The organism is Streptomyces sp. NPDC003016, from assembly GCF_053591455.1.
This window is the reverse complement of sequence record NZ_JBSFTV010000038.1, coordinates 1-25,476: the sequence shown is the minus strand read 5'-3', so window position 1 is coordinate 25,476 and position 25,476 is coordinate 1. Positions and strand designations below refer to the sequence as shown.

At 73.1% G+C, this 25,476-nt stretch carries 20 protein-coding genes and 2 pseudogenes; 5 read left to right on the top strand and 17 right to left on the bottom strand.

Features of this window, described 5'->3' with window-relative positions; genetic code table 11:
• Window position 1: 1 nt before the first annotated feature.
• Window positions 2–337: an ArsR/SmtB family transcription factor gene (locus ACWDZ4_RS27835; protein ID WP_451511131.1), complete on the bottom strand. Its 336-nt coding sequence runs from the start codon at window positions 335–337 to the stop codon at window positions 2–4.
• A gap of 292 nt (window positions 338–629) precedes the next feature.
• Between ACWDZ4_RS27835 and ettA the strand changes: the two genes are divergently transcribed.
• Genes ettA through ACWDZ4_RS27820 form a run of 3 tightly spaced genes read left to right on the top strand, consistent with a single transcriptional unit; the run spans window position 630 to window position 3,471 of the window.
• On the top strand, window positions 630–2,294 hold the full coding sequence (gene ettA / locus ACWDZ4_RS27830; protein ID WP_451511130.1) for an energy-dependent translational throttle protein EttA: 1,665 nt from the start codon (window positions 630–632) through the stop codon (window positions 2,292–2,294).
• 2 nt (window positions 2,295–2,296) lie between these two features.
• Complete coding sequence (locus ACWDZ4_RS27825) at window positions 2,297–2,749, top strand: acyl-CoA thioesterase (RefSeq protein ID WP_451511129.1); 453 nt, start codon at window positions 2,297–2,299, stop codon at window positions 2,747–2,749.
• Window positions 2,746–3,471: a hypothetical protein gene (locus ACWDZ4_RS27820; protein WP_451511128.1), complete on the top strand. Its 726-nt coding sequence runs from the start codon at window positions 2,746–2,748 to the stop codon at window positions 3,469–3,471. The genes ACWDZ4_RS27825 and ACWDZ4_RS27820 overlap by 4 nt, the downstream gene beginning before the upstream one ends.
• A gap of 54 nt (window positions 3,472–3,525) precedes the next feature.
• On the opposite strand, the pseudogene ACWDZ4_RS27815 reads toward ACWDZ4_RS27820, so the two are convergent.
• Window positions 3,526–4,499: pseudogene (locus tag ACWDZ4_RS27815) on the bottom strand (ABC transporter ATP-binding protein).
• A gap of 420 nt (window positions 4,500–4,919) precedes the next feature.
• Entirely contained in the window at window positions 4,920–5,330 is a 411-nt protein-coding gene (locus ACWDZ4_RS27810) for a globin (protein ID WP_451511127.1), read from the bottom strand.
• A gap of 130 nt (window positions 5,331–5,460) precedes the next feature.
• Here ACWDZ4_RS27810 and ACWDZ4_RS27805 point away from each other — a divergent pair, with 130 nt between their 5' ends.
• Window positions 5,461–6,429, top strand: coding sequence for a methyltransferase domain-containing protein (locus ACWDZ4_RS27805; protein WP_451511126.1), 969 nt, complete (start codon window positions 5,461–5,463; stop codon window positions 6,427–6,429).
• Window positions 6,430–6,474: 45 nt separating this feature from the next.
• Here the strand turns inward: ACWDZ4_RS27805 and ACWDZ4_RS27800 are convergent, their stop codons facing one another.
• The 12 genes and pseudogenes from ACWDZ4_RS27800 to ACWDZ4_RS27745 form a co-directional block, all read right to left on the bottom strand.
• Complete coding sequence (locus ACWDZ4_RS27800) at window positions 6,475–7,689, bottom strand: FHA domain-containing protein (protein ID WP_451511125.1); 1,215 nt, start codon at window positions 7,687–7,689, stop codon at window positions 6,475–6,477.
• 66 nt (window positions 7,690–7,755) lie between these two features.
• Window positions 7,756–9,114 carry a vWA domain-containing protein gene (locus tag ACWDZ4_RS27795; protein WP_451511124.1) on the bottom strand — a complete coding sequence of 453 codons (1,359 nt, stop codon included), beginning with the start codon at window positions 9,112–9,114 and terminating at the stop codon, window positions 7,756–7,758.
• A 119-nt stretch (window positions 9,115–9,233) separates the two neighbouring features.
• On the bottom strand, window positions 9,234–10,547 hold the full coding sequence (locus ACWDZ4_RS27790; protein WP_451511123.1) for a PP2C family protein-serine/threonine phosphatase: 1,314 nt from the start codon (window positions 10,545–10,547) through the stop codon (window positions 9,234–9,236).
• 3 nt (window positions 10,548–10,550) lie between these two features.
• Entirely contained in the window at window positions 10,551–13,181 is a 2,631-nt protein-coding gene (locus tag ACWDZ4_RS27785; RefSeq protein WP_451511122.1) for a tetratricopeptide repeat protein, read from the bottom strand.
• Window positions 13,178–14,533 carry a hypothetical protein gene (locus ACWDZ4_RS27780; protein ID WP_451511121.1) on the bottom strand — a complete coding sequence of 452 codons (1,356 nt, stop codon included), beginning with the start codon at window positions 14,531–14,533 and terminating at the stop codon, window positions 13,178–13,180. The genes ACWDZ4_RS27785 and ACWDZ4_RS27780 overlap by 4 nt, the downstream gene beginning before the upstream one ends.
• Window positions 14,534–14,603: 70 nt before the next feature.
• Window positions 14,604–15,548: a glutamate ABC transporter substrate-binding protein gene (locus ACWDZ4_RS27775; RefSeq protein ID WP_451511167.1), complete on the bottom strand. Its 945-nt coding sequence runs from the start codon at window positions 15,546–15,548 to the stop codon at window positions 14,604–14,606.
• A gap of 125 nt (window positions 15,549–15,673) precedes the next feature.
• Window positions 15,674–16,957, bottom strand: a complete 1,284-nt coding sequence (locus ACWDZ4_RS27770) for a hypothetical protein (protein WP_451511166.1) — start codon at window positions 16,955–16,957, stop codon at window positions 15,674–15,676.
• A 322-nt stretch (window positions 16,958–17,279) separates the two neighbouring features.
• Window positions 17,280–18,248, bottom strand: a complete 969-nt coding sequence (locus tag ACWDZ4_RS27765) for an N-acetylglucosamine kinase (RefSeq protein WP_451511120.1) — start codon at window positions 18,246–18,248, stop codon at window positions 17,280–17,282.
• Entirely contained in the window at window positions 18,239–19,504 is a 1,266-nt protein-coding gene (locus tag ACWDZ4_RS27760) for a 6-phospho-beta-glucosidase (protein ID WP_451511119.1), read from the bottom strand. The genes ACWDZ4_RS27765 and ACWDZ4_RS27760 overlap by 10 nt, the downstream gene beginning before the upstream one ends.
• A 23-nt stretch (window positions 19,505–19,527) precedes the next feature.
• Window positions 19,528–19,749, bottom strand: a pseudogene (locus ACWDZ4_RS27755) (carbohydrate ABC transporter permease); the annotation flags it as partial.
• Between the two features lie 90 nt (window positions 19,750–19,839).
• On the bottom strand, window positions 19,840–21,003 hold the full coding sequence (locus ACWDZ4_RS27750) for an ROK family transcriptional regulator (RefSeq protein WP_451511165.1): 1,164 nt from the start codon (window positions 21,001–21,003) through the stop codon (window positions 19,840–19,842).
• 214 nt (window positions 21,004–21,217) lie between these two features.
• Complete coding sequence (locus tag ACWDZ4_RS27745) at window positions 21,218–22,282, bottom strand: mechanosensitive ion channel family protein (RefSeq protein WP_451511118.1); 1,065 nt, start codon at window positions 22,280–22,282, stop codon at window positions 21,218–21,220.
• Window positions 22,283–22,527: 245 nt separating this feature from the next.
• Here ACWDZ4_RS27745 and ACWDZ4_RS27740 point away from each other — a divergent pair, with 245 nt between their 5' ends.
• Complete coding sequence (locus ACWDZ4_RS27740; RefSeq protein ID WP_450263642.1) at window positions 22,528–23,064, top strand: HNH endonuclease; 537 nt, start codon at window positions 22,528–22,530, stop codon at window positions 23,062–23,064.
• 202 nt (window positions 23,065–23,266) lie between these two features.
• Here the strand turns inward: ACWDZ4_RS27740 and ACWDZ4_RS27735 are convergent, their stop codons facing one another.
• Both ACWDZ4_RS27735 and ACWDZ4_RS27730 read right to left on the bottom strand, forming a co-directional pair.
• Complete coding sequence (locus ACWDZ4_RS27735) at window positions 23,267–24,118, bottom strand: hypothetical protein (protein WP_451511117.1); 852 nt, start codon at window positions 24,116–24,118, stop codon at window positions 23,267–23,269.
• Between the two features lie 210 nt (window positions 24,119–24,328).
• Window positions 24,329–25,476 (bottom strand): discoidin domain-containing protein (locus ACWDZ4_RS27730; protein WP_451511116.1); only part of this gene is annotated, 1,148 nt, incomplete at its 5' end.

Here is a 25,476-nt window from a genome sequence, read left to right as displayed (position 1 = left end):
CTCAGCAGCAGCCCTTTGTCTCGGCGTCCGGGCAAGTACGGTCGGTCTCCACCGCGACGACTGCGGTGCGCAGGTCGTCCAGAGCGTGACCGAGGCGTTCGTCGGCGAGCTCGTAGCGGGTGCGTCGGCCTTCGGGGACGGTGACGACCAGGCCGCAGTCCCGCAGGCACGTCAGGTGGTTCGACAGGCGGGTGCGGGAAATGCCCAGGGTGTCGGCGAGGTCGGACGGGTAGGCGGGAGCCTCGCGCAGAGCCAGCAGGAGGCGGCAGCGGATCGGGTCGGCGAGCGCGCGGCCGAAGCGGGCCAGCACCTCGATGTCGGAAGCAACAGTCAGCACACCGCGAAAGTACACGGAATCTTGAATTCAGGGAACCGTGGATAGTTCTCGATCATTGCGGGCCAACATACGTCCTGCTGGCACCTAGCGGCTGATCACATCTGGGCCGTCCATGGGCCGTGCGAGGCCGCTCGGCAGCGACCAACGGCGACAAACAGTGACAGGTCAGCTGTCCGCGCGGCCAGCGAACGTCCAGGTGACGGGCCCCCGGCGGAACCCGTTTCCGTCCCGGGGTGGACGTCAGGCAAGATGGGGTGTATCTGCCCACACATCGATTGCCGGACGGTTTCTCTTGGCTGAGTACATCTACACGATGCGCAAGACGCGCAAGGCGCACGGCGACAAGGTGATCCTTGACGACGTCACGCTGAGCTTCCTGCCGGGAGCGAAGATCGGTGTGGTGGGGCCCAACGGTGCCGGTAAGTCCACGGTGCTGAAGATCATGGCGGGTCTGGAGCAGCCCTCCAACGGTGACGCGTTCCTGTCGCCCGGCTTCAGCGTCGGCATCCTCATGCAGGAGCCGAAGCTCGACGAGTCCAAGACCGTCCTGGAGAACGTCCAGGACGGCGCCGCCGAGATCATGGGCAAGCTCAAGCGCTTCAACGAGGTCGCCGAGCTCATGGCGACCGACTACTCCGACGCGCTGCTCGACGAGATGGGCAAGCTCCAGGAGGACCTCGACCACGCCAACGCCTGGGACCTCGACGCCCAGCTGGAGCAGGCCATGGACGCGCTGGGCTGCCCGCCCGGCGACTGGCCGGTCAACAACCTCTCCGGTGGCGAGAAGCGCCGCGTCGCGCTCTGCAAGCTGCTGATCGAGGCGCCCGACCTGCTCCTCCTCGACGAGCCCACCAACCACCTCGACGCCGAGTCGGTGAACTGGCTGGAGCAGCACCTCTCGAAGTACGCGGGCGCCGTTGTCGCCGTCACCCACGACCGGTACTTCCTGAACAACGTCGCCGAGTGGATCCTCGAACTCGACCGCGGCCGCGCGATCCCCTACGAGGGCAACTACTCCACGTACCTCGACAAGAAGGCCTCCCGCCTCAAGGTCGAGGGCCGCAAGGACGAGAAGCGCGCCAAGCGGCTCAAGGAAGAGCTGGAGTGGGTCCGCTCCAACGCCAAGGGCCGCCAGACCAAGTCGAAGGCGCGTCTCGCCCGGTACGAGGAGATGGCCGCCGAGGCGGACAAGATGCGGAAGCTGGACTTCGAGGAGATCCAGATCCCGCCGGGCCCGCGTCTGGGCTCGATCGTCGTCGAGGTCGAGAAGCTGTCGAAGGCCTTCGGCGACAAGGTCCTGATCGACGACCTGTCCTTCACGCTGCCGCGCAACGGCATCGTGGGCGTCATCGGCCCGAACGGCGCCGGCAAGACCACGCTGTTCAAGATGATCCAGGGCCTGGAGAAGCCGGACTCCGGCGCGATCCGGGTCGGCGAGACCGTCAAGATCTCGTACGTCGACCAGAACCGCTCCAACATCGACCCGAAGAAGTCGCTGTGGGCGGTCGTGTCGGACGAGCTGGACTACATCAACGTCGGCCAGGTCGAGATGCCCTCGCGGGCGTACGTCTCCGCCTTCGGCTTCAAGGGCCCGGACCAGCAGAAGCCGGCCGGTGTCCTGTCCGGTGGTGAGCGCAACCGCCTCAACCTGGCGCTGACGCTCAAGGAGGGCGGCAACCTGCTGCTCCTCGACGAGCCGACGAACGACCTGGACGTCGAGACCCTGTCCTCGCTGGAGAACGCGCTGCTGGAGTTCCCGGGCGCGGCCGTGGTCATCTCCCACGACCGCTGGTTCCTGGACCGCGTGGCGACGCACATCCTCGCGTACGAGGGCGACTCCAAGTGGTACTGGTTCGAGGGCAACTTCGAGTCGTACGAGAAGAACAAGATCGAGCGCCTCGGCGCGGACGCGGCGCGTCCGCATCGTGCGACGTACAAGAAGCTGACGCGAGGCTGATCTTGTCCCGCCATATCTACCGCTGTCCCCTGCGCTGGTCGGACATGGACGCCTTCGGGCACGTCAACAACGTCGTCTTCCTCCGGTACCTGGAGGAAGCGCGGATCGACTTCATGTTCCGGCTGGCGCCGGGGGACGGTTCGCCGTCGTTCGCCGGCGGGTCCGTCGTGGCCCGGCACGAGATCGACTACAAACTGCCGCTGGTCCACCGGCACGAGCCGGTGACCGTCGAGTCGTGGGTGACGAAGATCGGCGCGGCGTCGCTGACGATCGCGTACGAGGTGAAGGACGCCGAAGGCTCCGAGCGGGTGTACGTCCGGGCCTCGACCGTCGTGGTGCCGTACGACCTCGAAGCGGCCCGGCCGCGGCGGATCTCGGCCGAGGAGAAGGCGTTCCTCCAGGAGTACCTGGACGACGGCGACCACGGCGGCCGGCGGAGGGCTGTCGCCGCATGACGGCGCTCGGGCGGCTGGCGCTTGCCGACGCGGGGGAGGCGGCGGATCTCGCCGCGTTCCTCGGGCGGCTGATCCGTTACGACCGGGCCGCGGCGGTCCGTCTCCAGGTGGGCGACGGGGCGGTGGCCGTCTTCGGGCGGCCGCCGGCGTTCGAGGTGCTGGCCGTGCGGACGTCGAGGCTTGCGGGCGTCGGCGCGGGGCCGGGCACGGGCGTGGACCCGGGCGCGGACGAGCTGGACGTCACCGTGTCCGCCGGGGAGCTTCTCGAAGGCATCGAGGAGTCCACGGGGACCGTGGCGGTGCCCGGCGCGGTCACGGGGCCGCCGTGGGCCGGTGTGCTGCCGCCGCGCGGCGGCTGGCGGCAGGTCCCGGGGCTTCCGGAGCCCGAAGCGATGCGGGCGGCGCTCGCGGCGGCGGTCGCGGAGTTCCGGGCGCGGGACGAGGCGCTGGCGCCGGCGGAGCGGACGCGGGCCGCGCGGGACCGTATCGGCCGGGAGATCTGGGCGCGGACGCTGGGCGACACGGAGCTGCCGTTGCGTGCGGTGCACGCGGCGCAGTCGCTGGGGTTCCTGCGGACCGGGCCGGTGGGCGCGGATGCGACCGCGACCGCAGGTGCGGTGGCGCTGCTGGCCGCGGGAGGCTGGCTTCGGCTGCGTACGCCGTACGGCTCGATCGCGGTGCGGCGGGCGGGGCTCGGGGTGCTTTCGGTGGCCCCGGTGTAGGTGGCCCCGGTGCAGGTGGCGCAGATGCGGCCGGAGTGGTTTCTCCCAGCCTGCTCAGCCCGGCGGTGCTGTCGGGGCGCTGTCGGGGTGGATCTCCATGGGGTCCTGCTCCAGTTCCGGCACGGCCCGGTGCTCCATGCCCAGGGCCTGGATGTACTCGGCGGGCAGTTGCAGGCGGCCCGCCCGGTCCAGCATCGCGTACTCCCTCGCCACCACCGGCTCCTGGCCCGTCGTCGCGTCGACCTCCGTACGGCGCAGGACCTCGGACGACGTGCGGCCGTCGCGGACGGCCACCGTGCGGCGGACCTCGCCCGCCACCTGCTGGTCGTGCGTGACGATCACGATCGTCGTGCCGAGCTCCTCGTTCGCCGTACGGAACGCCTCGAAGATCTGCTCCGCGGCCGACGAGTCCAGTTCGCCGGTCGGCTCGTCGGCGAGGAGGACCGAGGGGCTGTCGGCGAGGGCCACCGCGATCGCCACGCGCTGCTGCTCGCCGCCGGACATCCGGTGCGGGCGGCGGTCGCGGCAGTGGGCGGCCTTCAGCATCGTGAGGAGCGCGTCGGCGCGTACCGTACGGCCCCGGCCGCGCAGCTGCATCGGCAGCGCCACGTTCTGCGCCGCCGTCAGGCAGGGGAGAAGGTTGCGGGCCGTCTGCTGCCGGACGAAGCCCACCGCGTCCCGCCGGTAGCGCAGCCGTTCCTTCGCGTCCATCGCCAACAGGTCGCACCCCGCCACCTTCACCGCGCCCGCCGTAGCTCGTCGAGGCCCGCCAGGATGTTCATCAGGGTGGATCTGCCGCTGCCCGACGCGCCCACCGGGGCCATCAGCTCGCCCTCCTCGACCAGGAGGTCCAGGCCCTGGAGCGCCTGCACCTCCACCCCGTCCGTCGTGAAGACGCGCACCAGGCGGTCGCAGGAGATCAGCGCGCCGTGACCGTACGCCGGGCGGTCGCGGCGGCTCGCCGCCCGCTGTTCGAGCCCTGCCAGAGCTACGGGCAGGCATTGCGGCGATCGAGGCACGGCTGGCACAGCCGCTGGGGCGAAGGCGAACCAGCGGCAAGGCGTGCCGCGCGGTGATGGTTCGGGTACCGAGTGGCATGCCGAGTCCCGACGCCTGCACGTGCTCAACGGCAGCAGCCCTTGGGGACGCCCCGCCGCACACCGTCCCGACACGGTGCCGCGAGCGTCGCGATCGGGCGACGCGCCCAGGGACACCCGATCCGGCGGCGGACGGCACCGCCCCCGCACGACCAGAGCGACCGTGTGGGGCATCGGACCGCCCAGGCCCGACCGAAGACCCCGGGACGCGAGGGAAACCGCCCACCCACCACGGACCGGCCCCGAAGAGAGCCGCCGCCGAGCGGGACGAGAAAGCGGAAACCCAGCACGCCCCACACCGTCCGGGGCGCGCCACCGGCCAGCGGTCCGGACAGCAGGACTCACTGAAACTCAGTGCTCAGGAACGGTGTTCAGCATCGAAGCGGCGGCGTACGTCAGGTAGTTCCACAGCTGCCGCTCGTGCTCCTCGGACAGCCCCAGCTCGTCGACGGCCACCCGCATGTGCTTCAGCCAGGCGTCGTGCGCGGCCTTGTCGACGGTGAACGGCGCGTGCCGCATCCGCAGGCGCGGGTGGCCGCGCTCGTCGCTGTACGTGCGGGGTCCGCCCCAGTACTGCATCAGGAAGAGCGCGAGCCGCTCTTCGGCGGGGCCCAGATCCTCCTCCGGGTACATCGGCTTCAGCAGGGGATCTTCCGCGACCCCCTGGTAGAAGCGGTGGACCAGGCGCCGGAAAGTCTCCTCGCCGCCGACCTGTTCGTAAAAAGTCTGCTCCTGAAGCGTGCCGCGCGGAATCTCGTTCACCCGTCCATCGTCTCAGACCGGGCGGCCGAGGTCCCTGGGCCTAGGACCACGCCCGCCCGGGGCTCCGGCGCCCGGATTTCCGGGCCCCCGGCCACTCGCCTCCCGGAGCGCGCCGCGCGACAGTGGGCGTATGGGCGCAGACGCGGATGCGTACGCCGGGGCCCGCGCGGCGCTGGTGCGGAAGATGACGGCGGCCGGGGCCCTGGACGACCCGGCCTGGCGCGCGGCCTTCGCCGAGGTCCCGCGCCACCTCTTCGTGCCGTACTACTTCGCGGGCGGGGCGGCGGGCTACCGGCGGCTGTGGGGCGAGGACCCCGAGCCGGCACGGCGGGCGCGCTGGCTCGACGGCGTCTACGAGGACACCCCGCTGGCCACCCGCATACGCGACGGCGAGCTGATCTCCTCCAGCAGCCAGCCGTCGCTGATGGCCGGGATGCTGGAGGAGCTGGAGGTACGGGACGGGGACGCCGTACTGGAGATCGGCACGGGCACCGGCTACAACGCGGCCCTGCTCGCGCACCGCCTCGGCGACGGCCTGGTGACCACGGTCGACCTCGACCCGGAGATCACGGAGTCGGCGCGCAGGCACCTGGACGCGGCCGGGTACCACCCGGCGGTGATCACCGGCGACGGCGCGCGCGGCTGCCCCGCCCGCGCTCCCTTCGACCGGATCATCGCGACCTGCGCGCTGCCGTCCGTACCGCGCACCTGGCTCGCCCAGTGCCGGCCCGGGGCGCGGATCCTGGCGCCGCTGGTCACCGGCCTGATCGCGCTGGACGTACGGGACGCCTCGCACGCGGAGGGACGCTTCCTGCACACCCCCGCGTACTTCGTCCCGCTGCGCGGCGGCCCGGCGGGGCCCTCGCTCCGGAACCTGGGGGGCCTGCCGCGCCGGGCGCTGGAGAACGAGCTGTTCCGGTTCCTGCTCGCCCTCACCGCGGGCAGCCTGGACCCGCACGACGCGCTCACGCTGTGGCACCGCGAGAAGCGGCCCCGGCGCGAGCGCTTCGGCGTCACGGTCACCGAGAACGGCGAGTGGGCGTGGCTGGACGATCCGCAGGGACCGTACGCGTGGCCGCTGGCGGCGGCCGGGGCCTGACCGGGGCCTGCCGGGGCCTGTCCCGGTCGCCGGCCCCGGAGCCGCTCAGTCCCGGCGGACCGTGATCGTCGTCCAGGCGCCCACGTGGACGCGGTCGCCGTCCTGGAGCGGGACCGGAACGTAGGGCTGGATCGGGTCCTCGGCGCCGTTCACCGTGGTGCCGTTGGTCGAGTTCTGGTCGACCACGGCCCAGGAGCCGTCGGGCTGCTGGACCAGGACCGCGTGCTGGTGCGACACGCCCGGGTCCTCCGGCGGTACGGACAGATCGATGTCGGGGGCCTCGCCCGTGCTGTGGCGGCGGCGGCCGATGGTGACCTGGTTGCCGGTGAGCGGGCGGTGCTGCTCGGGCGAGTACGCCGGCAGGTTGAGGCCCGCCGCGTCGGGGCCGCTGCGCTGCATCATCGCCATGAAGTACTCGCGGTCGGGGCCCACGGTCGCCGTCCAGCCGGCGGAAGCGGGCGCCGGGTACTGCTGCTGGGGCGGTTGCTGCTGCTGCGGCGGCTGCTGGTACTGCTGCTGGGGCTGCTGTTGCTGCGGCTGCTGGGGTGCCTGCCGCTGGTTCTGCTGTTGCGGCTGTGACGGCGGGGGCAGCGTCCAGTCGTCGTCACCGTCGTTGTCCCGCCGCGGGGGCGCCGGCGGCGGCTGCTGGAACGGCGGGGGCGGCGGCGGACCCGGCTGCTGCTGGAAGGGATCCTGCGGCTGGAAAGGGGCCTGCTGCGGGAAGGGGTGCGGCGGGGCCTGGCGGCCGGACTGCTCGGGTGCCAGCGGCTCGGCCGGCCGGTTCATCTGCGACGGCCGTGAGCTCTGGTACTCGTACGGATCAGGGGCCTGCGGAGGCCGCTGCGCCTGCGCCTGGAACCCGGGCGGCAGATTGAGGCCGGGGCCCGGACCGGGCCCCCGGCCGGGGGCAGGACCGGAGTTCTGCGGGGCGACCGGGGTGTAGGAGGTCGCCGTGTTCGTCAGGTAGTTCCAGCGGCACTCCTCGCAGAACGGGGCCATGGCCTCGCGCGGGGTGCGGCACTGCGGGCAGATCTCCGCCTGGGCGGTGGCGTCCGGACCCGGCGGCGGGAAGCCGTATCCCGAGCCGGGACCTGCGGGGCCGGGACCCGCAGGGCCGGAACCAGGGCCGGGCCCCTGCGGGTATCCGTAACCGGGAGCGGACGGCGGGGGAGGCGGCGGCGCGGCGCCGGCCATGCGGTGGCCGCAGACCTCGCACCAGTCGTCGGAACCCGACTGGTGTCCGTTCGGGCAGGTCGGCATGTCGGCGCTTCCCCCTCTCTCGTCCGGCCCGAAGGCCGCAAATCGTCACTTCACGTAAAAACGTGGTTACTTCTTGACGCGAACTGTCTTGGTCGAGCGCGTTTCGAGGGTCATCTCGTCCGCCTCTGCGACCTTCGCCTTGAGTCGCACAGTACCCGTCGCCGCGTCGACGACGTCCACCACCTTCGAAAGCAGTTTCGCGGTGTCCGCGTTGCCCGAAGCGGCGGCCAGCTGCACCGCGCGGCCGAGTTTCGCGGTCGCCCCGTCGAGGTTGCCCGACTTGCGGTCATCCAGTCCCTGCTGGATGACCTGTGCCAGTTCGGCCTGCCCCGTGTAGTGCGCCACCTGCGGATTGATGGAGGTGGACGCCACCATGTCGTCCGTCCACACCGCCCGTACGAGCCCCTGGGAGAGCCTCTGCGCCGGGCCGCCCGACGGGTCGGGGAGGACGAGGGAGACGCGGGCCGCCAGCATTTCCTGGCCGATGCCGGCCTCCGGCACCTGTACGCACACGTGGTAGTCGCGGGACTCGTCGCCCCAGGAGCCCGTCGGGTAGTCCCCGGCGCGCAGGCCCGCCCCGGTGCGCCGCCCGGTCAGGTCCTCGACGACCGGCGCCACCTGCTTGACGAACTTGATCTCCGTGCCGACGGGCGTCCACAGCCGCAGCGCCACGTCCGCGACCTCCTTGCCCATCGCGTTCTCCATCATCTGCGTGAAGTCCGCCGACAGGCCGTGGGGATCGGCGACGATGTCGGCTGTGCCGAGCAGCGCCGAGGCGATGCCGGTGACCTCCTTGACCTCCCAGTCCGTACCGACACCGCGCGCGTCGCAGGTGAAGCGGCCCGCACAGGCTTCGAGCGCGGCCTGGAGGTCCTTGGGGGACTCGTGCTCGTTGCGTCCGTCGGTCAGCAGGATGCCGTGCCTGATGGGGACTCCGGCCGTGCCGAGCAGCCGGCCGGCCAGTCGCAGCCAGGCGCCGATCGCCGTGCCGCCGCCGGACCTCAGCCCGTACATGGCCTCCTTGGCCTGGGCCCTGGTCAGCCGGCTCGCGGTCGCGAGGCGGCCGTTGCCCGGGTAGACCTCCTTGGCGAGGTGCGTACCGCCGACCACCGCGAAGGCGACGCCGTCGCGCAGGGTGTCGATGGCGGCTGCCGTGGCCTCGCGCGCGTTGCGCATCTTGGCCGGCGGGTACTCCATCGAGCCCGAACAGTCGACCATGATCACGACGGCGGCGCCCGGCCCCTGCCCCGGTATGCGCGCGGGCGAGGCGTCGGCCCCGGCCCGGAGCGGGCCGCCGCTCGTGCCGCCCCCGGTGGACGTCACGGTGACGATGGCGTTGACCTCGCGGCCGCCCTCCGGCAGGTACTCGTTCTGGTACACGTCGACGGAGAACTGGGGCACGTTCGACTTGGAGAAGTTGGCCATGGTCCATCGGCTCCTCGGGACTCGACTCCACGCAACAGGCGGTGGAGGCGGTGCAGGCGTGGGAAGAGTGACGTGCAGCGGTCGGAACACAGGGGCCTTGCCCCGGGCCTTGCCGGGCCTTACGCCGTGCCGTGGGCCGATCCTGCCCCTTGCTCCGGCGTGGCGAACGGCAGCACGGCCACTGTTACGTTGTCGTGGCCCCCGCCGTCGAGCGCGTGCCCCACCAGTACCTGGGCGCAGTGCAGCGGCCGGGCGGCGGCATCGGCCGGTGCGGCCCGGGCCATCTCCTGCGCCGCCTCCGCGTAGTTCCACAGGCCGTCGGTGCACACCACCACCACACCCGGTCGGTCCGGCTTGAACGACGCGGTGTGCGGCTCCAGTTCGTACGCGTCGGCGCCGAGCCAGCCCGTGATGGCGTGGGCGCGCTCGTCGGCGTACGCCTCCGCCTCGTTCATCAGGCCCGCGGCCACCATCTGGGCCGCCCACGAGTCGTCCTCGGTGAGCCGGGCGGGCGGCGCGGTGCGGTCGTCGGGCACCCAGTAGACGCGGCTGTCGCCGACCCAGCCGACGACGAGCAGACCGCTCGCCACGATCGCGCCGACCAGGGTGCAGGCGGGCGCGTTCGTGTGACGGCCCGGGTCGTGCTCCACGGAGTGGGGGGAGTCGTCGGCCAGGGAGTTGACGGACTCGGCCGCCGCCACGATCGCCTCGTGCATGGCCTGCTGCGGGTGCGTGCCGCGCGGCAGTGACTCCAGGAGTGCCTCGTTGGCGGCGCTCGCGGCGGCCGCCGACGCCTCGTCGGGGCGGGTCGCCGAGGACACGCCGTCGCAGACGATCGCGACGACGGCGGGCGAACCGTCGGGCAGGGCCGCCGACGAGACCGCGAACGCGTCCTCGTTGCGGTGGTGGCGCAGCCCGCGGTCGCTGACCGCGGCGACCGCGTCCAGCTCCTGCTCCAGGTGGTCGCGTTCGCGCGGCTGTGCGTGGCCGCAGTTCTCGCAGTAGCCGTCCGCGTCGATCCGGCCGGCGCGGCAGGCGACGCACACCTTGGCGGGCGGGCCGGCCGGGGGTTCGGGCTCGGGCTCGGCGGAGCGGGGGTCGGCGGGCTGCGGTGGCGCGAGTGGTGGTGCGGGTGCGGCCGGCGGTGTCGGGGCGGGTGCCGCGAGCGTGAAGTCGTCGCTCCCCGGTGCCGCCCGGAGCGGGCCGTCGTGCCGCACTCCGGCCGGGGGCAGGTCCGCGCCCGGCTCCGTACGGTGCGCCGCGGTGCGGCCCTGCGGCTCCGTCGGCCCCTGCGGCCCCTGCGGCTCCGTCGGCCCCTGCGGCAGGGCCGACAGGTCGTACCCGCACGCCCCGCAGTACAAGTCGCCCGGTTCCAGCGGCTCGTGGCAGCCGGGACAGGTCGGCTCAGCAGGCAGCTGGCGCATCTGCGACATCTTTCACACCCAGGTCCGGGGGCGGAAACGGTTGGCCCGTTCCACCAGGTCGATCCTTTCCTCACCGCGCTGGGCGAGCCGGGCAAGTACCCGGTACGAGCGTTCCAGGCCGAAGCGCAGGCCGCGCTCGTCCAGTTCACTGCCGAGCAGCGCGGTCTGCGCGGGGCCGGCCCCGCGCCCACCGGAGAGTACCCAGTCCAGAGCGGTGCCCAGCACCTCGGTGGACAGCTGCTCCCGGCGTACGGCGTCGAGTCCGAAGTCCCGCAGGGCCTCCACCTCGGCGGCGGCCGCCGTCAGGTCGTCGATCAGCGGGTCCTGCGCGGCGCGTCGGCGAAGGCGCGCCCGTACGGCCGCCACGCGCGCCGCCGTGTAGTGGATCGACGCCTCGGGCACGGACTCCAGCGTGTGTACGGCGCCGGGCCGGTCGCCCGCTGCGAGCTGGACGCGGGCGAGGCCGAAAGCGGCGCTCACGTACCCCGGGTCGGTCACCCAGACGAGGCGGTAGTACTCGGCGGCGTTGTCCAGCTGGCCGAGGACCTCGGCGCAGACGGCGAGGGCGAGCTTCGGCGCGGCCTCACCGGGGAACGCGTCGTAGACCGCGTCGAAGGACAGTGCGGCGTCCTCGTCGTCCCCCGAGACGAGGGAGGCGATGCCCCGGTACCAGACGACCCGCCAGTCGTCCGGGTGCCGGAGCTCCAGGGCGTGCAGCACCTCGGCGGCGGTGCCCTGTTCGTCCGTCTCCAGCCGGGCGCGCAGCTCGCGCAGCCGGAGCTCGACGGAGTCGCCCGGCGCGGACCGGAGCGCGGTGATGAGCTCCGCGGGCGCGGAGGCGAGCAGGCCGGCGAGGAACCCGGCGTTGGGGTCGTCCGGGGCGACGCGCGGCACGGGCAGCGCGAGCGCGGTGGCCGCCGTTCTCAGGGGCGCGAGGTACGGCGACAGCGCCGGTACGCCGCCGGGCCCGACCCCGGGGGCGGCCCCCGGCGGCGCTACGGCTCCCGGTACGGTCACGGGCGCCGGCACGCCGCCCTGGGTGGCGGCGTACGCCACTCCGGCACCGGCCCCGGCCCCGCCACCCTGCGCACCGGCACCGCCGCCCCGCGTGCCCGCGGCCGCGCGGCGTGTCCACCGGCCCGCCGGGGCGGTCCGGCCGCCCAGCTGCGACGCGTCGCCCGTCAGCTCCGCGAACAACTGCGTGTCCGTCACCCGCAGTTCCGGCCCGAACAGGGTGGAGAGCGCGGGACGCGGGCGGCCCGTCCGGAGGGCCACCACCTCCCGCAACACGCCCGTCAGCTGCTCCGCCATCTCCGTCGCCGACGCGAACCGCCGCGCCGGGTCCGGGTCGGTCGCCCGGACCAGCAGCCGGTAGAAGGACTCGTACCGCCGGAAGACCTCGATGTGGTGGGGGTCGGGCAGGCTGTCCACGAAGACGTTCGTGTAGCCCTGGAAGTCGAAGGTCAGCACCGCCAGCGTGCGCGCCACCGTGTAGAGGTCGGACGCGACCGACGGGCCCACCTCCGCGACCTCGGGCGCCTGGTACCCCACCGTGCCGTAGATCGCGCTCTCGTCGTCGTCCATCCTGCGGACCGCGCCCATGTCGATGAGCTTCAGCTGGTCCTGCTGCTGGATGGCGTTGTCGACCTTGAAGTCGCAGTACAGCAGAGCGCGGCTGTGCAGGTGGCCCAGCGCCTCCAGCGCCTCGATGCCGTACGCGCAGGCCTGCTCGACCGGCAGCGGATCGCGCCGGCCCGCCGCGCCGCGCCGCTCGTTGGCGATCTCCTTGAGGGACTTTCCGCCGACGTACTCCATGACGATGTAACCGTCCATGGAGCCGGTGCGCTGGTCGAGGTGCTCGACGAAGTTGTAGATGCGGACGATGTTGGAGTGCTCGATCTCGGCGAGGAAGCGCCGCTCCGAGATCGCCGCCGCCATCGCGTCCTGGTCGCCGGTGTCGAGCAGGCCCTTGAGCACGACCCACCGGTCCGAGACCGCGCGGTCGACCGCGAGGTAGACCCAGCCGAGACCGCCGTGCGCCAGGCAGCCCATGACCTCGTACTGACCGTGCACGATGTCGCCCGTGCCCAGCTTGGGCACGAAGGAGTACGGGTGCCCGCACTTGGTGCAGAACCCCTCGGTGCGTCCGGGCCGCTCCCCGCGCGAACGCCCCACCGGGGCCCCGCAGTCGGAGCGCGAGCAGAAGCGCTTGCGCTCCGGAACCTCCGGGTTCTCCATCACCGCGGACCGCGGATCGGGGCGCGGCACCTCCGGTACGGAGACCAGGCCCGCGCCCAGCCGGTTGCGCCCGGACGAGCCCGACGGCGTACCGGAACTGCGGGCCGAGACCGACCGGGCCGACCGGGACGCGGCGGTGCCCGGCAGGGAGCGGGAGAGGCGGCCGGAGACCGAGCGGCGCGAGGTGGAGGACCGCGACGAGCCGGAGGAGGAGCGGGCCGAGGACCGGGAGCCGCTCCGGGCGGAGGCGCTGCCGCGCCCGCCGGCCGCGATGCCGGTCGGCGGCGACGACAGCAGGCCGGACGGCGAGACGACCGGTGCGAGCCCGCACGTGTCGCAGTAGACCTCGCCGCCGCCCATGTCCTCGTACGACCCCGGGCATCCGGGGCGCTGACACTCGCTCATGGTGTTCTCCCCCTGTGGTCCCTGTGGTCCCTGTGGTCCGTGGGGCCGGACTGCCGCGGTACCAGCAGCTCCGCCGCCGCCTGCTGGTACCGCAGCACCGCCTGCTCGGCGACGCGCAGATCGCACGGCGCGCTCCACAGCATCCGGCGGGCCGCGTCGTACCGCTCGATCAGCAGCGGGTCCTCCGCCATGCCGTGCCGGGCGACCTTCGCCCTGTACGCGTCGAGCCGGCCGCGCAGCTCCGCGCGGACCGCCAGCGGCGCGGTGACCGCGGTCAACGACTCGCGCGCCCGCAGCAGTTCGTCCTCGGCCTCGCGCTCCAGGGACTCCAGGAGCGGCGACAGCCGGTGCCACTGGGCGTGCCTGCGGTAGTCGGCCGCCAGCGCCAGCCGCTCCTGGAGCGCGGTGGGCGGGCCGCCGACCGCGGGCACCTCGGAGGCGGCGATCTTCGCCAGCACCTCGCCGCGCGCCGACCTGGCCTCCGTGAGCGTGCGGTCCGCGCGCGAGAGCACGTCGCGCAGCCGTACCAGCCGCTGCTCGGCGTCCTGCCGTACGGTCAGCACCGCCTCGATCTCGCGCCGGACGTCCTCCAGCGCGCGGGCGGCCCGGTCGTAGCGCTCGGTGTCGGGCCGGCCGCCGCCCGGCGCCGAACTGCCCAGTCCCGGGCGCCAGAAGGCGAGCGGGTCGGTCACCACCTGGGCGCGCAGCACCGCCAGCTCATGGGTGATCGACTCCAGGTCGTCGCCCGAGGGGTGCTCGCCCGGCCGTACGCCGACGGAGTGGGCCAGCGAACGGGTGCGCCGCAGCTCCGCCGCCAGGAGGTCGATCCGGGCGGGCAGCGCGGACCACACCGCGTCCGCGGTGACGACCATGTCGAGCGAGTGGGCGTACAGGTCGTTCATCCGGGACACCAGCGCGGCCAGGGTGAACCGCTCGGAGAGCTTCGCGGGGCCCGTGATCGGCGGTGCGGACGACGGATCCGGCGACGGGGCGGCCGCCACCGCCGTGCCGCCCGCGACGGTCACGCTCTCGCCGCGCAGTACGTCGGTCAGCTCGGCCAGGTCCTCGCGGCTGGGCCAGCGCCGCCTCGCCCGCAGCTCACGGGCGCCGCGCAGGGCGGCGGTGTACGCGTCGAAGTACGACCACAGCAGCGCTATGGCCTGCTCGGCGGCGACCCAGCGGTCCTTCGTGACGCCCGTCAGCTCGGCGCCTTCGAGCAGCCTGCGGCCCGCGTGGTCCTGCAGCGCGAGGAGCGAGCTCTCGATCGCCTCGTACTCCGCGCCGAGCCGCGCCAGCGCACGGTCCACCTCGTCCCGGTCCATCACCGGCCCGGTGGCACCCGCCACGCCCATCGATCACCTCTCCGCTCTTCCGCTGCCCCGTGTGGTCGTGCCAGGAGTCACTGCCCAGGAATCAACCGGGTCAATTGTCCCGGTACTTCGGCTCCGGCGGTTTCCTGATGCCGGGCAGGTCGTCCTTCAGCCATTTGCCGTACGCCCGCATCCACGGCCCGTCGGCGCCGCCCCTGCGGTAGTCGTCGAGCACCCGGTTGATCCGGCGCACCAGGTCGTCGTTGCCGAGCTTCGTCGCGACGCCGTAGAACTCCCGGGTGAACGGCTCGCCCTTCAACTCGACCGCCGGGTCCTGGGCGGCCTGCCCGGCCGCCAGGGCGTTGTCCGTCACCACCGCGTCCACCTCGCCGAGCTGGAGCCGCACCAGGCAGTCGAGCTGGCTGGAGACGGTGAGGTCCTCGAACCGCGCGCCGAACGACTTCGCGGCCAGCGCGTCGTACGCCGTGGAGCCCTTCGCCGTGCAGACCTTCTTGCCGGCGAGCGACTCGTCGTAGCCCTTGACCGTCGACCTCCTGGGGGCCAGCACCTGCTGCCCCGCCTGGAAGTAGGCGGTGGAGAAGGCGACGTCCTTGATCCGGGCGCAGTTGATCGTCATCGTCCTGACGACGACGTCGACCTTGTCCTCCTGGAGGGCGAGGACGCGCTGGTTGGTCGGTATCGCACGGTAGGTGACCTTGTCCGGGTCGCCGAGGATGTCCTCGGCCATGGCGCGCACGAGGTCGATGTCGAAGCCTTCGAGGCCACCGGTGGCACCGACGGCCGGATTGCGGTAACCCCAGCGGAAGCTGTTCTGGTCGACGCCCGCGATCAGCCTGCCGCGCGCCTTGATCTTCTCGATCGCCGGGCCGTCCGCGTCCGAGGGCCGCAGGCTGCGCTCCGGCTCCTCGCAGGTGTCCGCCCGCGCGGCGTCGGCCCGCGCCACGCTCTGCCCCGCCGCCCCCGCCCCGCCGTCCCCGGCGCCGTGGGAGAGCGGCAGCAGCGTCACCGCGGCCGTCAGCGCGCAGGCCGCGGCCATCCCGGCCACCCCGCCCCAGCCGCGCAGTCCGCTGCCCCCGGGGCCGGTTTCGGAGCCGGCCGTGCTCTCGGGACCGGTCCCGGTCCTGCTGCCCGCCTTGGCCACCGCGCCTCCTCCCACCCCTGTCACCTGTACTCCGAAAGCCTGCGTCCGATGCCGAGCACCGCACCCGTCGCGCCGAGCACCGCCAGGGCCCCGGCGCCCAGCGGCAGCCCGGTGAGCGCGCCGCGCCCGCTCTCGGCGGCCCGGGTGAACTCCGCCTGCTCGTGGGCGAGCGCCTTCCCCAGCGACGCGTCGACCGCGTTGAAGGAGGCGCCCGTGGAGCCCGTGTCCCCGATGACCTTCTCCAGGGCGCCTTCGTAGTCGCCGCCGTCGTCGGTCGCGCGCGCGGCCGCGTGCCGCTCGCGCCACTCCTCGGCCTTCGTGGTGGCCCGCGCCACCGGCCCCCTGCCCTCGGGGTCGTCGGCGAGCCCGCGCGCCTGTCCGAGGCGCTGCCCGAGGACCTTCATGCCGTTCGCGTACTGCGATTCGTACAGGTCGCGCTTGCCGTCCTCGGCCAGTACGGCGCCGCGCGCGACCAGGGTCAGATTCTCGTTGGCGCGGGCGTTCAGCGAGTGGATGCGCGCGTCGTTGAGCACCTCGAGCGACTCCTGGCCGTGCGCCATGGCGTCCTCCAGCCCGGCCCGCGCCACGGCGTGCCCGGCGCCGAGCCACAGCAGGACGACGGCGGAGGCGACACTCGCGGTCAGCAGCCCGGGGTTGAACACCCGGTTCGTACGCCGGTAGGTGCGCCGCTGGGCCCGGAACAGGCCGCCCAGCGCCAGGACCCCGAGCCCGAGTGCGGCGAACGGCCACGCCCGGGCGTCGTCGTAGTCCTTCCCGAGCCGGCCGGTCTCCGCCGTGTAGAGCCGCTCGGCGGCGGGCAGCAGCTCGGTGGTCATCCGCTCGTTCGCGTACCGCAGATAGGCGCCGCCCAGGGGCAGGCCGAGGCGGTTGTTGGCGCGGGCGCGCTCCACCAGGCCGGTGTACTGGGGGAGTTGCTCGTTGAGCGCGGCGATCTCGCGTCCGGAGGCGCTGGCGCTGTCCGTGCCGGCCGCCGCTTTCACGAGCAGCGCCGAGGCGGTCGAGATGTCCTTCTCGTACCGCTCGCGCACGTCCGGCGGCTCCTGTGCCCCCGCGAGGAAGCCGCTCGCCGCGGCGGAGTCGGCGTCCGCCAGCGAGCGGTAGATGCTCGCGGCGTCCGCGCTCAGACGCTGGCTGCGGTTCACCACGTCGTCGGCGGCCGCCGCGCGGTCCGAGATCTCCCAGGCCGTCACCGCTCCGAACGCCACGACGAGTACGGCCACGAAGGCGCCGATGACGCGCAGCCGGCCGGGTTCGGTCGCCGCCCCGGCGCGCAACCGGGCCACGCCCTCCGACCACGCGGTGCTCCGCGCGGGCGGCTGCGCCCCGTGCCCGTTCGACGGGTGTGCCACGTGACCTCCCCCTCGGTCATGGACGGCCTGTCGTCTCCCGGTGCGTCGGGGGGACGGTGCCCGGCAAGCAGTATGGCCGCAGGCACCGGTATCCACACCAGGATTGACTGGATCTTGTACCGATCAAGGTCTCGCACGTGCTGATCCCCCCGCCCTGTACACGCGGCGGAGGTTTGTTCGGTTCCCGGGGCTGCCCGGCCCGGGGAGGGGCGGGCAGAGGAAAGCACCGCAGGACCCCGCGCCCCCGCCCGGCCCCCTACGCGTAATGCGCGCGCAGCCGTTCATGCGCCTTCGCCGGGGCCGACGTACGGTCCAGACCCAGCAGCGCCGCGCCCAGCACCGGCGGTGCCGTCACCACGCGCAGGACCGCCTTCGGGGCCCGTTCGGACATGAGGGCCGCGATGCGGTCGTCCAGCTCCGGATGGTGCGCCGCCAGCACGCTGCCGCCCAGCAGCACCGGCGCCTCCTCGGCGAGCAGCCCCAGGCGCCCGAGCGCCACCGTCGCCATCGCGACGACCTCCTCGGCCTGGCGGTGCACGATCGACCGGGCGACACGGTCCCCCTCCGCGCTGACGGCGAAGAGCACGGGCGCCAGTTCGTGCCGGCGGGCAGGCGCGATGCGCCCCAGGTGCAGCGCCTCGATCAGCGCGTACATCGACTCCAGGCCGAAGTGCGCCGGAAGGGCGTGCGCCAGCTCCGTGGGTTCGCCCCGGCCGTCCTCCGCCCGCGCCGCGCACCACAGGGCCTCCTCCGCCAGGCCCCCGCCGCCGCCCCAGTCCCCGGAGAGCCGGCCGATCGCGGGGAAGCGGGCGGTGCGGCCGTCGGGGAGCATGCCGACGCAGTTGATGCCCGCGCCGCAGACCACCGCGACGCCGCGCGGCTCGTCGGCCCCCGCCCGGAGCACGGCGAAGGTGTCGTTGCGGACGTCCGACGTACGGCCCCATCCCCGCGCGTGGACGGCGGCCCCCAACTCTTCCTCCTCCACCGGGAGATCGACGTTGGCGAGGCAGGCGGAGACGTGCCGGGCGTCCGCCGCGCCCGCCTCCGCCAGTGCCCGGGCCACCGTCTCCGCCAGCGCGTCGACCGCCGGTCCGACCCCGGTCACCGGCGGCTGGAAGCCACCGCCCCGCGCGGCCGACAGGACCGAGCCGTCCGGCCCGACCACCGCCACGTCCGTCTTGCTGTTGCCCGCGTCGATGGCGAGCACAGTCGCGCTCACGCCCACGCCAGGTGCTCCCGGTTGTGTGCGACCAGGCGGTCGGTGAGCCCCTCGGCGTACTCGAACTGGCCGATCAGGGGGTGGGCGAGCAGCGCCTTGAAGACGCGCTCGCGGCCGCCGTGCAGCGCCGCTTCCAGGGCCAGGTCCTCGTACGCCGTCACGTTCGCGACGAGCCCCGCGTACAGCGGGTCCAGTTCCGGCACGGCCAGCGGCGTGGCGCCCGCCCTGCCGACCCGCGCCTGGACCTCGATGACCGCGTCGTCCGCGAGGAAGGGCAGCGTGCCGTTGTTGTACGTGTTGACGACCTGCACGGGGCTGCCGCCGTCGCCCAGCAGCGCGGCCGCCAGGTCCACCGCCGCCTCCGAGTAGAAGGCGCCGCCGCGCCGGGCGAGCAGCGCCGGCTTCTCGTCGAGCGCCGGATCGCCGTACAGGGCCAGGAGTTCCTTCTCCATCGCCGCCACCTCCGCCGCCCGCGACGGCTTGGTGCCCAGCTCCCGGACGACCTCGTCGTGCGCGTAGAAGTAGCGCAGGTAGTAGGAGGGGACGACACCGAGGCGGTCGAGCACCGCGCGCGGCAGACGCAGGTCCCCGGCGATCGCGTCGCCGTGCTCGGCGAGCAGCCGCGGCAGCACGTCCTCGCCCTCGGGGCCGCCGAGGCGTACGCCCGTCTCCCAGGTGAGGTGGTTGAGGCCGACGTGGTCCAGGTGTACGTCGGCGGGCGCCACCTCCAGCAGCTTCGCGAACTTCCGCTGGAAGCCGATCGCGACGTTGCACAGGCCGACGGCCTTGTGGCCGGCCCGGAGCAGCGCCCGCGTGACGATGCCGACCGGGTTGGTGAAGTCGATGATCCAGGCGTCCGGGTTCGCGCGGCGGACCCGCTCGGCGATGTCCAGGACGACCGGGACCGTACGCAGCGCCTTCGCGAGACCGCCCGCGCCCGTCGTCTCCTGCCCGACGCAGCCGCACTCCAGCGGCCACGTCTCGTCCTGGTTGCGGGCGGCCTGCCCGCCGACGCGCAGCTGGAGCAGCACCGCGTCGGCGTCCGCCACGCCCGCCTCGACGTCGGAGGTGGTCGTGATGCGCCCCGGGTGGCCCTGCTTGGCGAAGATGCGGCGGGCGAGCCCGCCCACCAGGTCGAGGCGGTCGGCGGCCGGGTCGACGAGGACGAGCTCCCCGATCGGCAGGGTGTCGTGCAGACGGGCGAAGCCGTCGATCAATTCGGGGGTGTAGGTGGAACCGCCACCCACTACTGCCAGCTTCATGCCGGTCATCGTCATCAGCCCTGTCAGCCCTTCACTCCGGTCAGTGTGACGCCTCCGACGAACGCCTTCTGGGCGAAGAAGAAGACGACGATCACAGGGGCCATGACCAGTACGGTCGCGGCCATGGTCAGGTTCCAGTCGGTGTGGTGCGCGCCCTTGAACGATTCGAGTCCGTACGAGAGCCTCCAGGCGGCCGGGTTCTCGGAGGCGTAGATCTGCGGTCCGAAGTGGTCGTTCCAGGCGTAGCGCATGGCGGAGCTCCCAGGGGCAGGGACGGGGTGGGTGGGACGGCAGGAGAGAAGTGGGACGGCAGAAGAGAAGAGGGGGAGAAGGGATCAGCGGGAGGTGGTGTCGAAGACCTCGTCGCGCGTGGTGGCGAGGGCGCTCTCCAGCGCCCCGCGCAGTACGGGCCGTTCCTGTACGGAACCGATGACGAGCCGGGGCCGCGGCGCGGCCAGCTCCGCCAGTTCCGCCTGGACCAGCGCGCGCAGCGGTTCGCCGCCGGCGGCGAGGACCCCGCCGGACAGCACGATCAGCTCGGGGTCGAGGATCGCGACCATGGAGGCGAGACCGGTCGCGATCCCGGTCGCGAAGGACCGGAGGAGCTCCCCGTACGGTCCGCCGGCCGCCCGGGACGCCTCACCGACCAGCGCGATCGCCTCATCGGTGTACGTCGCCCCGGCCGGCACCGAGATGCCGAGCTCCCGGGCCAGCCGGGTCACGGCCCGCCCGCCCGCCAGCTCCTGGAAACCGCCGGAGTTCGCCCTGGTCACCCGGCGCACGAGCGGGGTGCCCGGCACCGGCATGAACCCGACCTCGCCGGCGCCGCCGGTCCAGCCGCGGTGCAGTTGCCCGCCGATCACCAGCGCCGCGCCGAGACCGCCGTGGTTCCACAGCAGTACGAAGTCCTGGTGGCCCCGGGCCGCGCCGAGGCGCTGTTCGGCGACGGCGGCCAGGTTCACGTCGTTCTCGTACTCGACGGGCAGGGGCAGCGCGGCCGCCAGGTCGTCGAGGAGGGTGGGGGAGTGCCAGCCGGGGAGGTGGGAGGCGTACCGCAGCCGTCCGGTGCCGGGGTCGAAGGCGCCCGGGGTGCCGATGACGACGCGGTGCACGTCGGACCGTACGAGCCCGGCGGCCCGCACCGCGCCGTCGAGCGCCTCGGTCACCTGGCGTACGACGGACTCGGCGCGGCTCTGCGGGGTCGCCAGTTCGAACGCGCCGGCGGTCCGGCCGGTGATGTCCGCCACGGCGGCGCGGATGCGCCGGGGCGTCACGTCGAGGCCGGCGACGTGCGCGGCCCGCGCGTCGACCGCGTACAGCTGCGCGTTCGGTCCCGGGCGCCCCTCGGTCGTACCGGTGGCGACGACGAGGCCGGCGGTCTCCAGGCGGGCGAGCAGCTGGGACGCGGTGGGCTTGGAGAGACCGGTGAGCTTGCCGATCTTCGCGCGGGAGAGGGGCCCGTGCTCCAGGAGCAGGTCGAGTGCGGCGCGGTCGTTCATCGCACGCAGCACGCGCGGCGTCCCCGGTGTTCCGGCCACGGCACAGCACCCGCCCTTCGGTTGCCCACTCTCCCCACACGACTGTTAGGAAAGTTTCCTGTTAGGTGTGGTGAAAGTAGGGCGCGCGCGAGCCGGGCGTCAAGGGCCGTCCCCGCACGGCGCCCCCGCGGCAACCGAAGCGTTACCCGCGGGGGCGCCGGACGGACGGACGGGACTACTTGCTGAGGTTCGTGGACGGCGGGATCGGAGACGCGGCGAGGGACTGCGGGGACGTCGGGCTGGCCAGCGCGGACGGCGCCGACATGCCCGCCGTCGGATCGGCCAGCGCGTCCCCCTGGCCGAGCGGCGCCGGGCCGCCGACGATCCGTATCCCCGCCCCGTCGAAGGCCCGCTTGATGCGCCAGCGCAGTTCCCGCTCCACCGCGAGCGCCTTGCCCGGCATCGTCTTCGCGGAGAGCCGCACCACCATCGAGTCGAGCAGCACCGAGTCCAGGCCCAGCACCTCGACCGGGCCCCACAGCATCTCGTTCCACGGCTCGGCCTTGGCGAACTCCTCGGAGGTCTCGACGATGACCGCGCGCACCCGGTCCAGGTCCTCGGAGGGGTGCACCTGTACGTCGACCCCGGCCGTGGCCCAGCCCTGGCTGAGGTTGCCGATCCGCTTGATCTCGCCGTTGCGGACGTACCAGATCTCACCGTTCTCGCCGCGCAGCTTCGTCACGCGCAGGCCGACCTCGATCACCTCGCCCGAGGCGACACCCGCGTCGATGCTGTCCCCGACGCCGTACTGGTCCTCCAGGATCATGAAGACGCCGGAGAGGAAGTCGGTGACGAGGTTGCGCGCACCGAAACCGAGCGCGACACCGGCCACACCCGCCGAGGCGAGCAGCGGCGCCAGGTTGATGTTGAGTGCGCCGAGCACCATCAGGGCGGCCGTACCGAGGATCAGGAACGACGCGACGGACCGCAGGACGGAGCCGATGGCCTCCGAGCGCTGGCGGCGCCGCTCGGCGTTCACCAGGAGGCCGCCGAGCGCGGTGCCCTCGACCGCCTGGGCGCTGCGGTTCATCCGGGCTATCAGCTTGGTGAGCGAGCGGCGGATGACCGTGCGCAGCACGGCGGCGATCACCACGATCAGCAGGATGCGCAGGCCCACGCTCAGCCAGGTGGACCAGTTCTCCTCGACCCAGCTCGCGGCGTCGGTCGCCTGCTGCGCCGCCTCGTCGAGGGTGACCGGTTCGGACGTCGGATCGGCGGCCGACACAACGGACCACAGCACGGCGGGGACCTCCAGGCGGAAGACAGGGGGACCAACCACACTAACGGGGCATCCGGCGTAGTCCGGTGCGATGTTCGAGGGAGAGACAAGGCTCACCAGGGCATGAAGGTCATGAAGGCCGTGTGGTCGAAAACACTCCGAGCCCGTTACCCGGACGTGGTGGCGCTTCGACCAGGCATGAGGGGAGACTGAGAGCAGATCGTCCCGGCGCGAGCCACGCGCCGCCGGCGTTATAGGAGGCATCCGTGCCGCATGTCCTGGTCCTCAACGCGTCGTACGAGCCGCTCGGCGTCGTACCGCTCCGCCGCGCGCTCGTCCTCGTCCTGGAGAACAAGGCTGTCTGCCTCGAGGAATCCGGCGCCTTCATGCACAGCGCGACCCGCGCCGTCCCGGCCCCCAGCGTCGTCCGGCTGAAACGGTTCGTGCGGGTCCCCTACCGGGGTCCCGTCCCCCTCACCCGCCGTGCGCTCTTCGCCAGGGACGGCGGGCGCTGCATGTACTGCGGTGGCGTCGCAACCAGCGTCGACCACGTCGTTCCGCGCAGTCGCGGGGGGCAGCACGCCTGGGAGAACGTCGTGGCGGCCTGCCGCCGCTGCAACCACGTCAAGGCCGACCGGCACCTCATGGAGCTCGGCTGGCGCCTGCGCCACCAGCCCGCCCCGCCGTCCGGGCTGGCCTGGCGGATCATCGGGACCGGGCACCGGGACCCACGGTGGCTGCCGTACTTGCAGCCGTTCGGCGCGGACGACGCGCTGGCCCGGATCGACGGCGTCTCCGCCTGAGGGCCCGGACCGCTGTCCCGGAGCGTGTCGATCATGCGCTGGGCACGGTGAGCGCCGGCACCGGCCGTCGGCGCCCCGGTGATCACCACCTTGCACGCGGCCCCGTCGTGCCGAGGTGCCCGTACGCCGAGGTACCCGTACGCCGAGGTACCCGTACCCCTGGAGCGGAGTACGGGCACCCGCGGCCGGGACCGGGGACTGCTTACTGCACGTCTACGTAGTCACCGGAGGAGTTGCCGGCGCCCGACGTGGTGTTGCCGCTGTAGCGCCAGCGCCACGTGCCGTCCTGGGAGGCGGTCACCGTGGTCTTCAGGTGACCGGTGCTGCTCGCGGTGACCTCCTTGACCGTGGTGTACGTGCTGGATCCCGCGGGCTTGAACTGCAGCTTCACCAGTCGGCCGCCGTAGTTGTCGTAGCGGTGCAGGCTCCAGTTGGCGCGCTGCACGGTGCCGGTGACGGTGATCAGCTTGCCCTGGGCGACGGGCTCCGGGGAGGCGTTCATGTTCACGATGCGCGAGGCGCGCTGGAGGCGGACCGTCGCGGAGAGCAGGTCGTCGTCGTAACCGCCGCCCTTCTTGATGGCCGTGCCGACGGTCTTCCAGGCGGTGGCGTCGCTGTTGACGAGACGGTTGCCGTTTCCCCCCGGCATGTTGTCGGGGTCCACCTTGATCGTCTCGTCGCAGTCGCGGAACGTGTAGCCGCCCGCGGAGGACTCGCGGCAGCTCCACCGGGTCGTGATGCCCGAGAGCTTGTACTCGTTGGTCCCGTAGGTGCCCCGGTACGCTTTGACCCACCAGCTGTCGAGCGTCACGTTGCTCTTCACCGTGTACGTCAACGGGGCCTCGACCTCGGCGCTGATGCCGACGGCGATGGGCTCGCCGTTGTTGAACACGACGTTCGAGAACGTGATGTCACTGTCGGCCGCGTGCGCGGCCGGCGCCGTGAGCCCCACGCCCACGAGCGCCATCCCCCCGGCCACCGCGACGGCGGCCGCGCGCCGCAGAACCCAGGGTATGTGCCGCTCCGAAGACACGGCGGATGCCAAAGTGTTCAATCCCCACCCCTGAAGTTGTGAATGCGCTGTGCGGCGGGCCCGTGCCCGCCGCACGCACTTTAGATCATCAGGGGCACTGGTTTTCGGGCGGCGGCCGTAACAGCGGCACGGCCCTCCGTCCCCCCGCGGCCGGCGCCGCGTGCTGTTCCGGGCAGCCGTGCGGGCCCGTACTGCGGGCCGTGCCGGCCAGGGGACCCGGCAGCCCGGCCGCTACCCCGCGGGGACCTCGTCCGCCCCGTCCGCTTCGTCCGCCCGGTCCGCCTTCGCGGGGACCTCGCCCACCGCGTACGCCTCCACCGAGAACAGCGAGTAGCCGTACGGCAGCGCCCGCTCGTCGCACTGCACCCGCACGAACCGGGCGCCCTTCGCGTCCATCCGCACCGCCTCGCGCCCGCCGCGCCCGTCCCTGACGGTCGCCGCCGTGCGCCAGGTGCGGCCGTCCCCGGACACCTGGACGCGGTACTTCTTCGCGTACGCCTCCTGCCAGTGCAGTACCACCTGGCCCAGCCGCACCGGCTGGGCCAGCTCGGCCTGCCACCACGCGGAGGGGCCTATCGGCGACGTCCAGCGCGTGGCCGGGTCGCCGTCGGCCGCGTTCGGCGCGAGGAAGTCGGCGGTCTCGTCGCCGGACGACGACACCTCGACGCCCGCACCGCGCACCAGATCGGGCCCGGCCGTGCGCGGGAAGGCGCGCACGGTCAGGACGCTGTCCTGGCCGTCGAAGGCGACCGGGATCCGGTACTCGCCCGAGGGCACGGCCTTGCCGACCGTGATGTCCAGGGGAACGGCGGTGGACGTGCCGCGCGGCACCGTCGTCTCCCGCGGGGCCTTCACCTCGATGCCCCTGGGCGGCTCGGCCGTCAGCCGGCCGCGCACCGCCTCGGGGCGCTGCCCGGTCAGCCGTACCGTGACGCGCTGCGGCGTCCCGCCGATCTCCGCGTCCGTCTCGCTGCGCTCCAGGCGCAGCCCGGCGCGCGGCTCGTCCGCGAACCACGGCACCACGCGGTGCACCACGGGCGCGCCGCCGCCGCTGTCGCCGTCGCCGTCCGCGTTCCAGGACAGGCGTACGGCGTCCACCCGCGCGCCCTTGGCGTCCGTCTGCGTCCAGCCGCTGCCGGAGAGGGTGCCGACCCGCCGCCAGCCCTGGCCCGGGACCCGGGCCTCGACGGCCGCGCCCTCGCCCGTACCCGGCTCGGTCATGGCGGTCAGCGCCTCGACGGGACGCGGCCTGTCGAGGGTCACGGTGTACGAACCGGCGCTCTCGCCAATGGATGTCGATGGGCTCATTCCGTTCGGCACAGTAGGGCTGATCGTTATCGTGCTGGCCTGTTTCGTGCCCGCAGTCATCGCCTTCACGC

What these genes read in the sequence shown, in the direction of transcription:
- ACWDZ4_RS27780 (WP_451511121.1), bottom strand. Translation starts at nt 14,533, where the DNA reads ATGGGCGTGGCGGGTGCCACCGGGCCGGTGATGGACCGGGACGAGGTG.
- ACWDZ4_RS27790 (WP_451511123.1), bottom strand. Translation starts at nt 10,547, where the DNA reads ATGTCGCAGATGCGCCAGCTGCCTGCTGAGCCGACCTGTCCCGGCTGC.
- ACWDZ4_RS27820 (WP_451511128.1), top strand. Translation starts at nt 2,746, where the DNA reads ATGACGGCGCTCGGGCGGCTGGCGCTTGCCGACGCGGGGGAGGCGGCG.
- ACWDZ4_RS27775 (WP_451511167.1), bottom strand. Translation starts at nt 15,548, where the DNA reads ATGGCCGCGGCCTGCGCGCTGACGGCCGCGGTGACGCTGCTGCCGCTC.
- ACWDZ4_RS27760 (WP_451511119.1), bottom strand. Translation starts at nt 19,504, where the DNA reads ATGAAGCTGGCAGTAGTGGGTGGCGGTTCCACCTACACCCCCGAATTG.
- ACWDZ4_RS27750 (WP_451511165.1), bottom strand. Translation starts at nt 21,003, where the DNA reads ATGAACGACCGCGCCGCACTCGACCTGCTCCTGGAGCACGGGCCCCTC.
- ACWDZ4_RS27795 (WP_451511124.1), bottom strand. Translation starts at nt 9,114, where the DNA reads ATGGCCAACTTCTCCAAGTCGAACGTGCCCCAGTTCTCCGTCGACGTG.
- ACWDZ4_RS27785 (WP_451511122.1), bottom strand. Translation starts at nt 13,181, where the DNA reads ATGAGCGAGTGTCAGCGCCCCGGATGCCCGGGGTCGTACGAGGACATG.
- ACWDZ4_RS27805 (WP_451511126.1), top strand. Translation starts at nt 5,461, where the DNA reads ATGGGCGCAGACGCGGATGCGTACGCCGGGGCCCGCGCGGCGCTGGTG.
- ACWDZ4_RS27800 (WP_451511125.1), bottom strand. Translation starts at nt 7,689, where the DNA reads ATGCCGACCTGCCCGAACGGACACCAGTCGGGTTCCGACGACTGGTGC.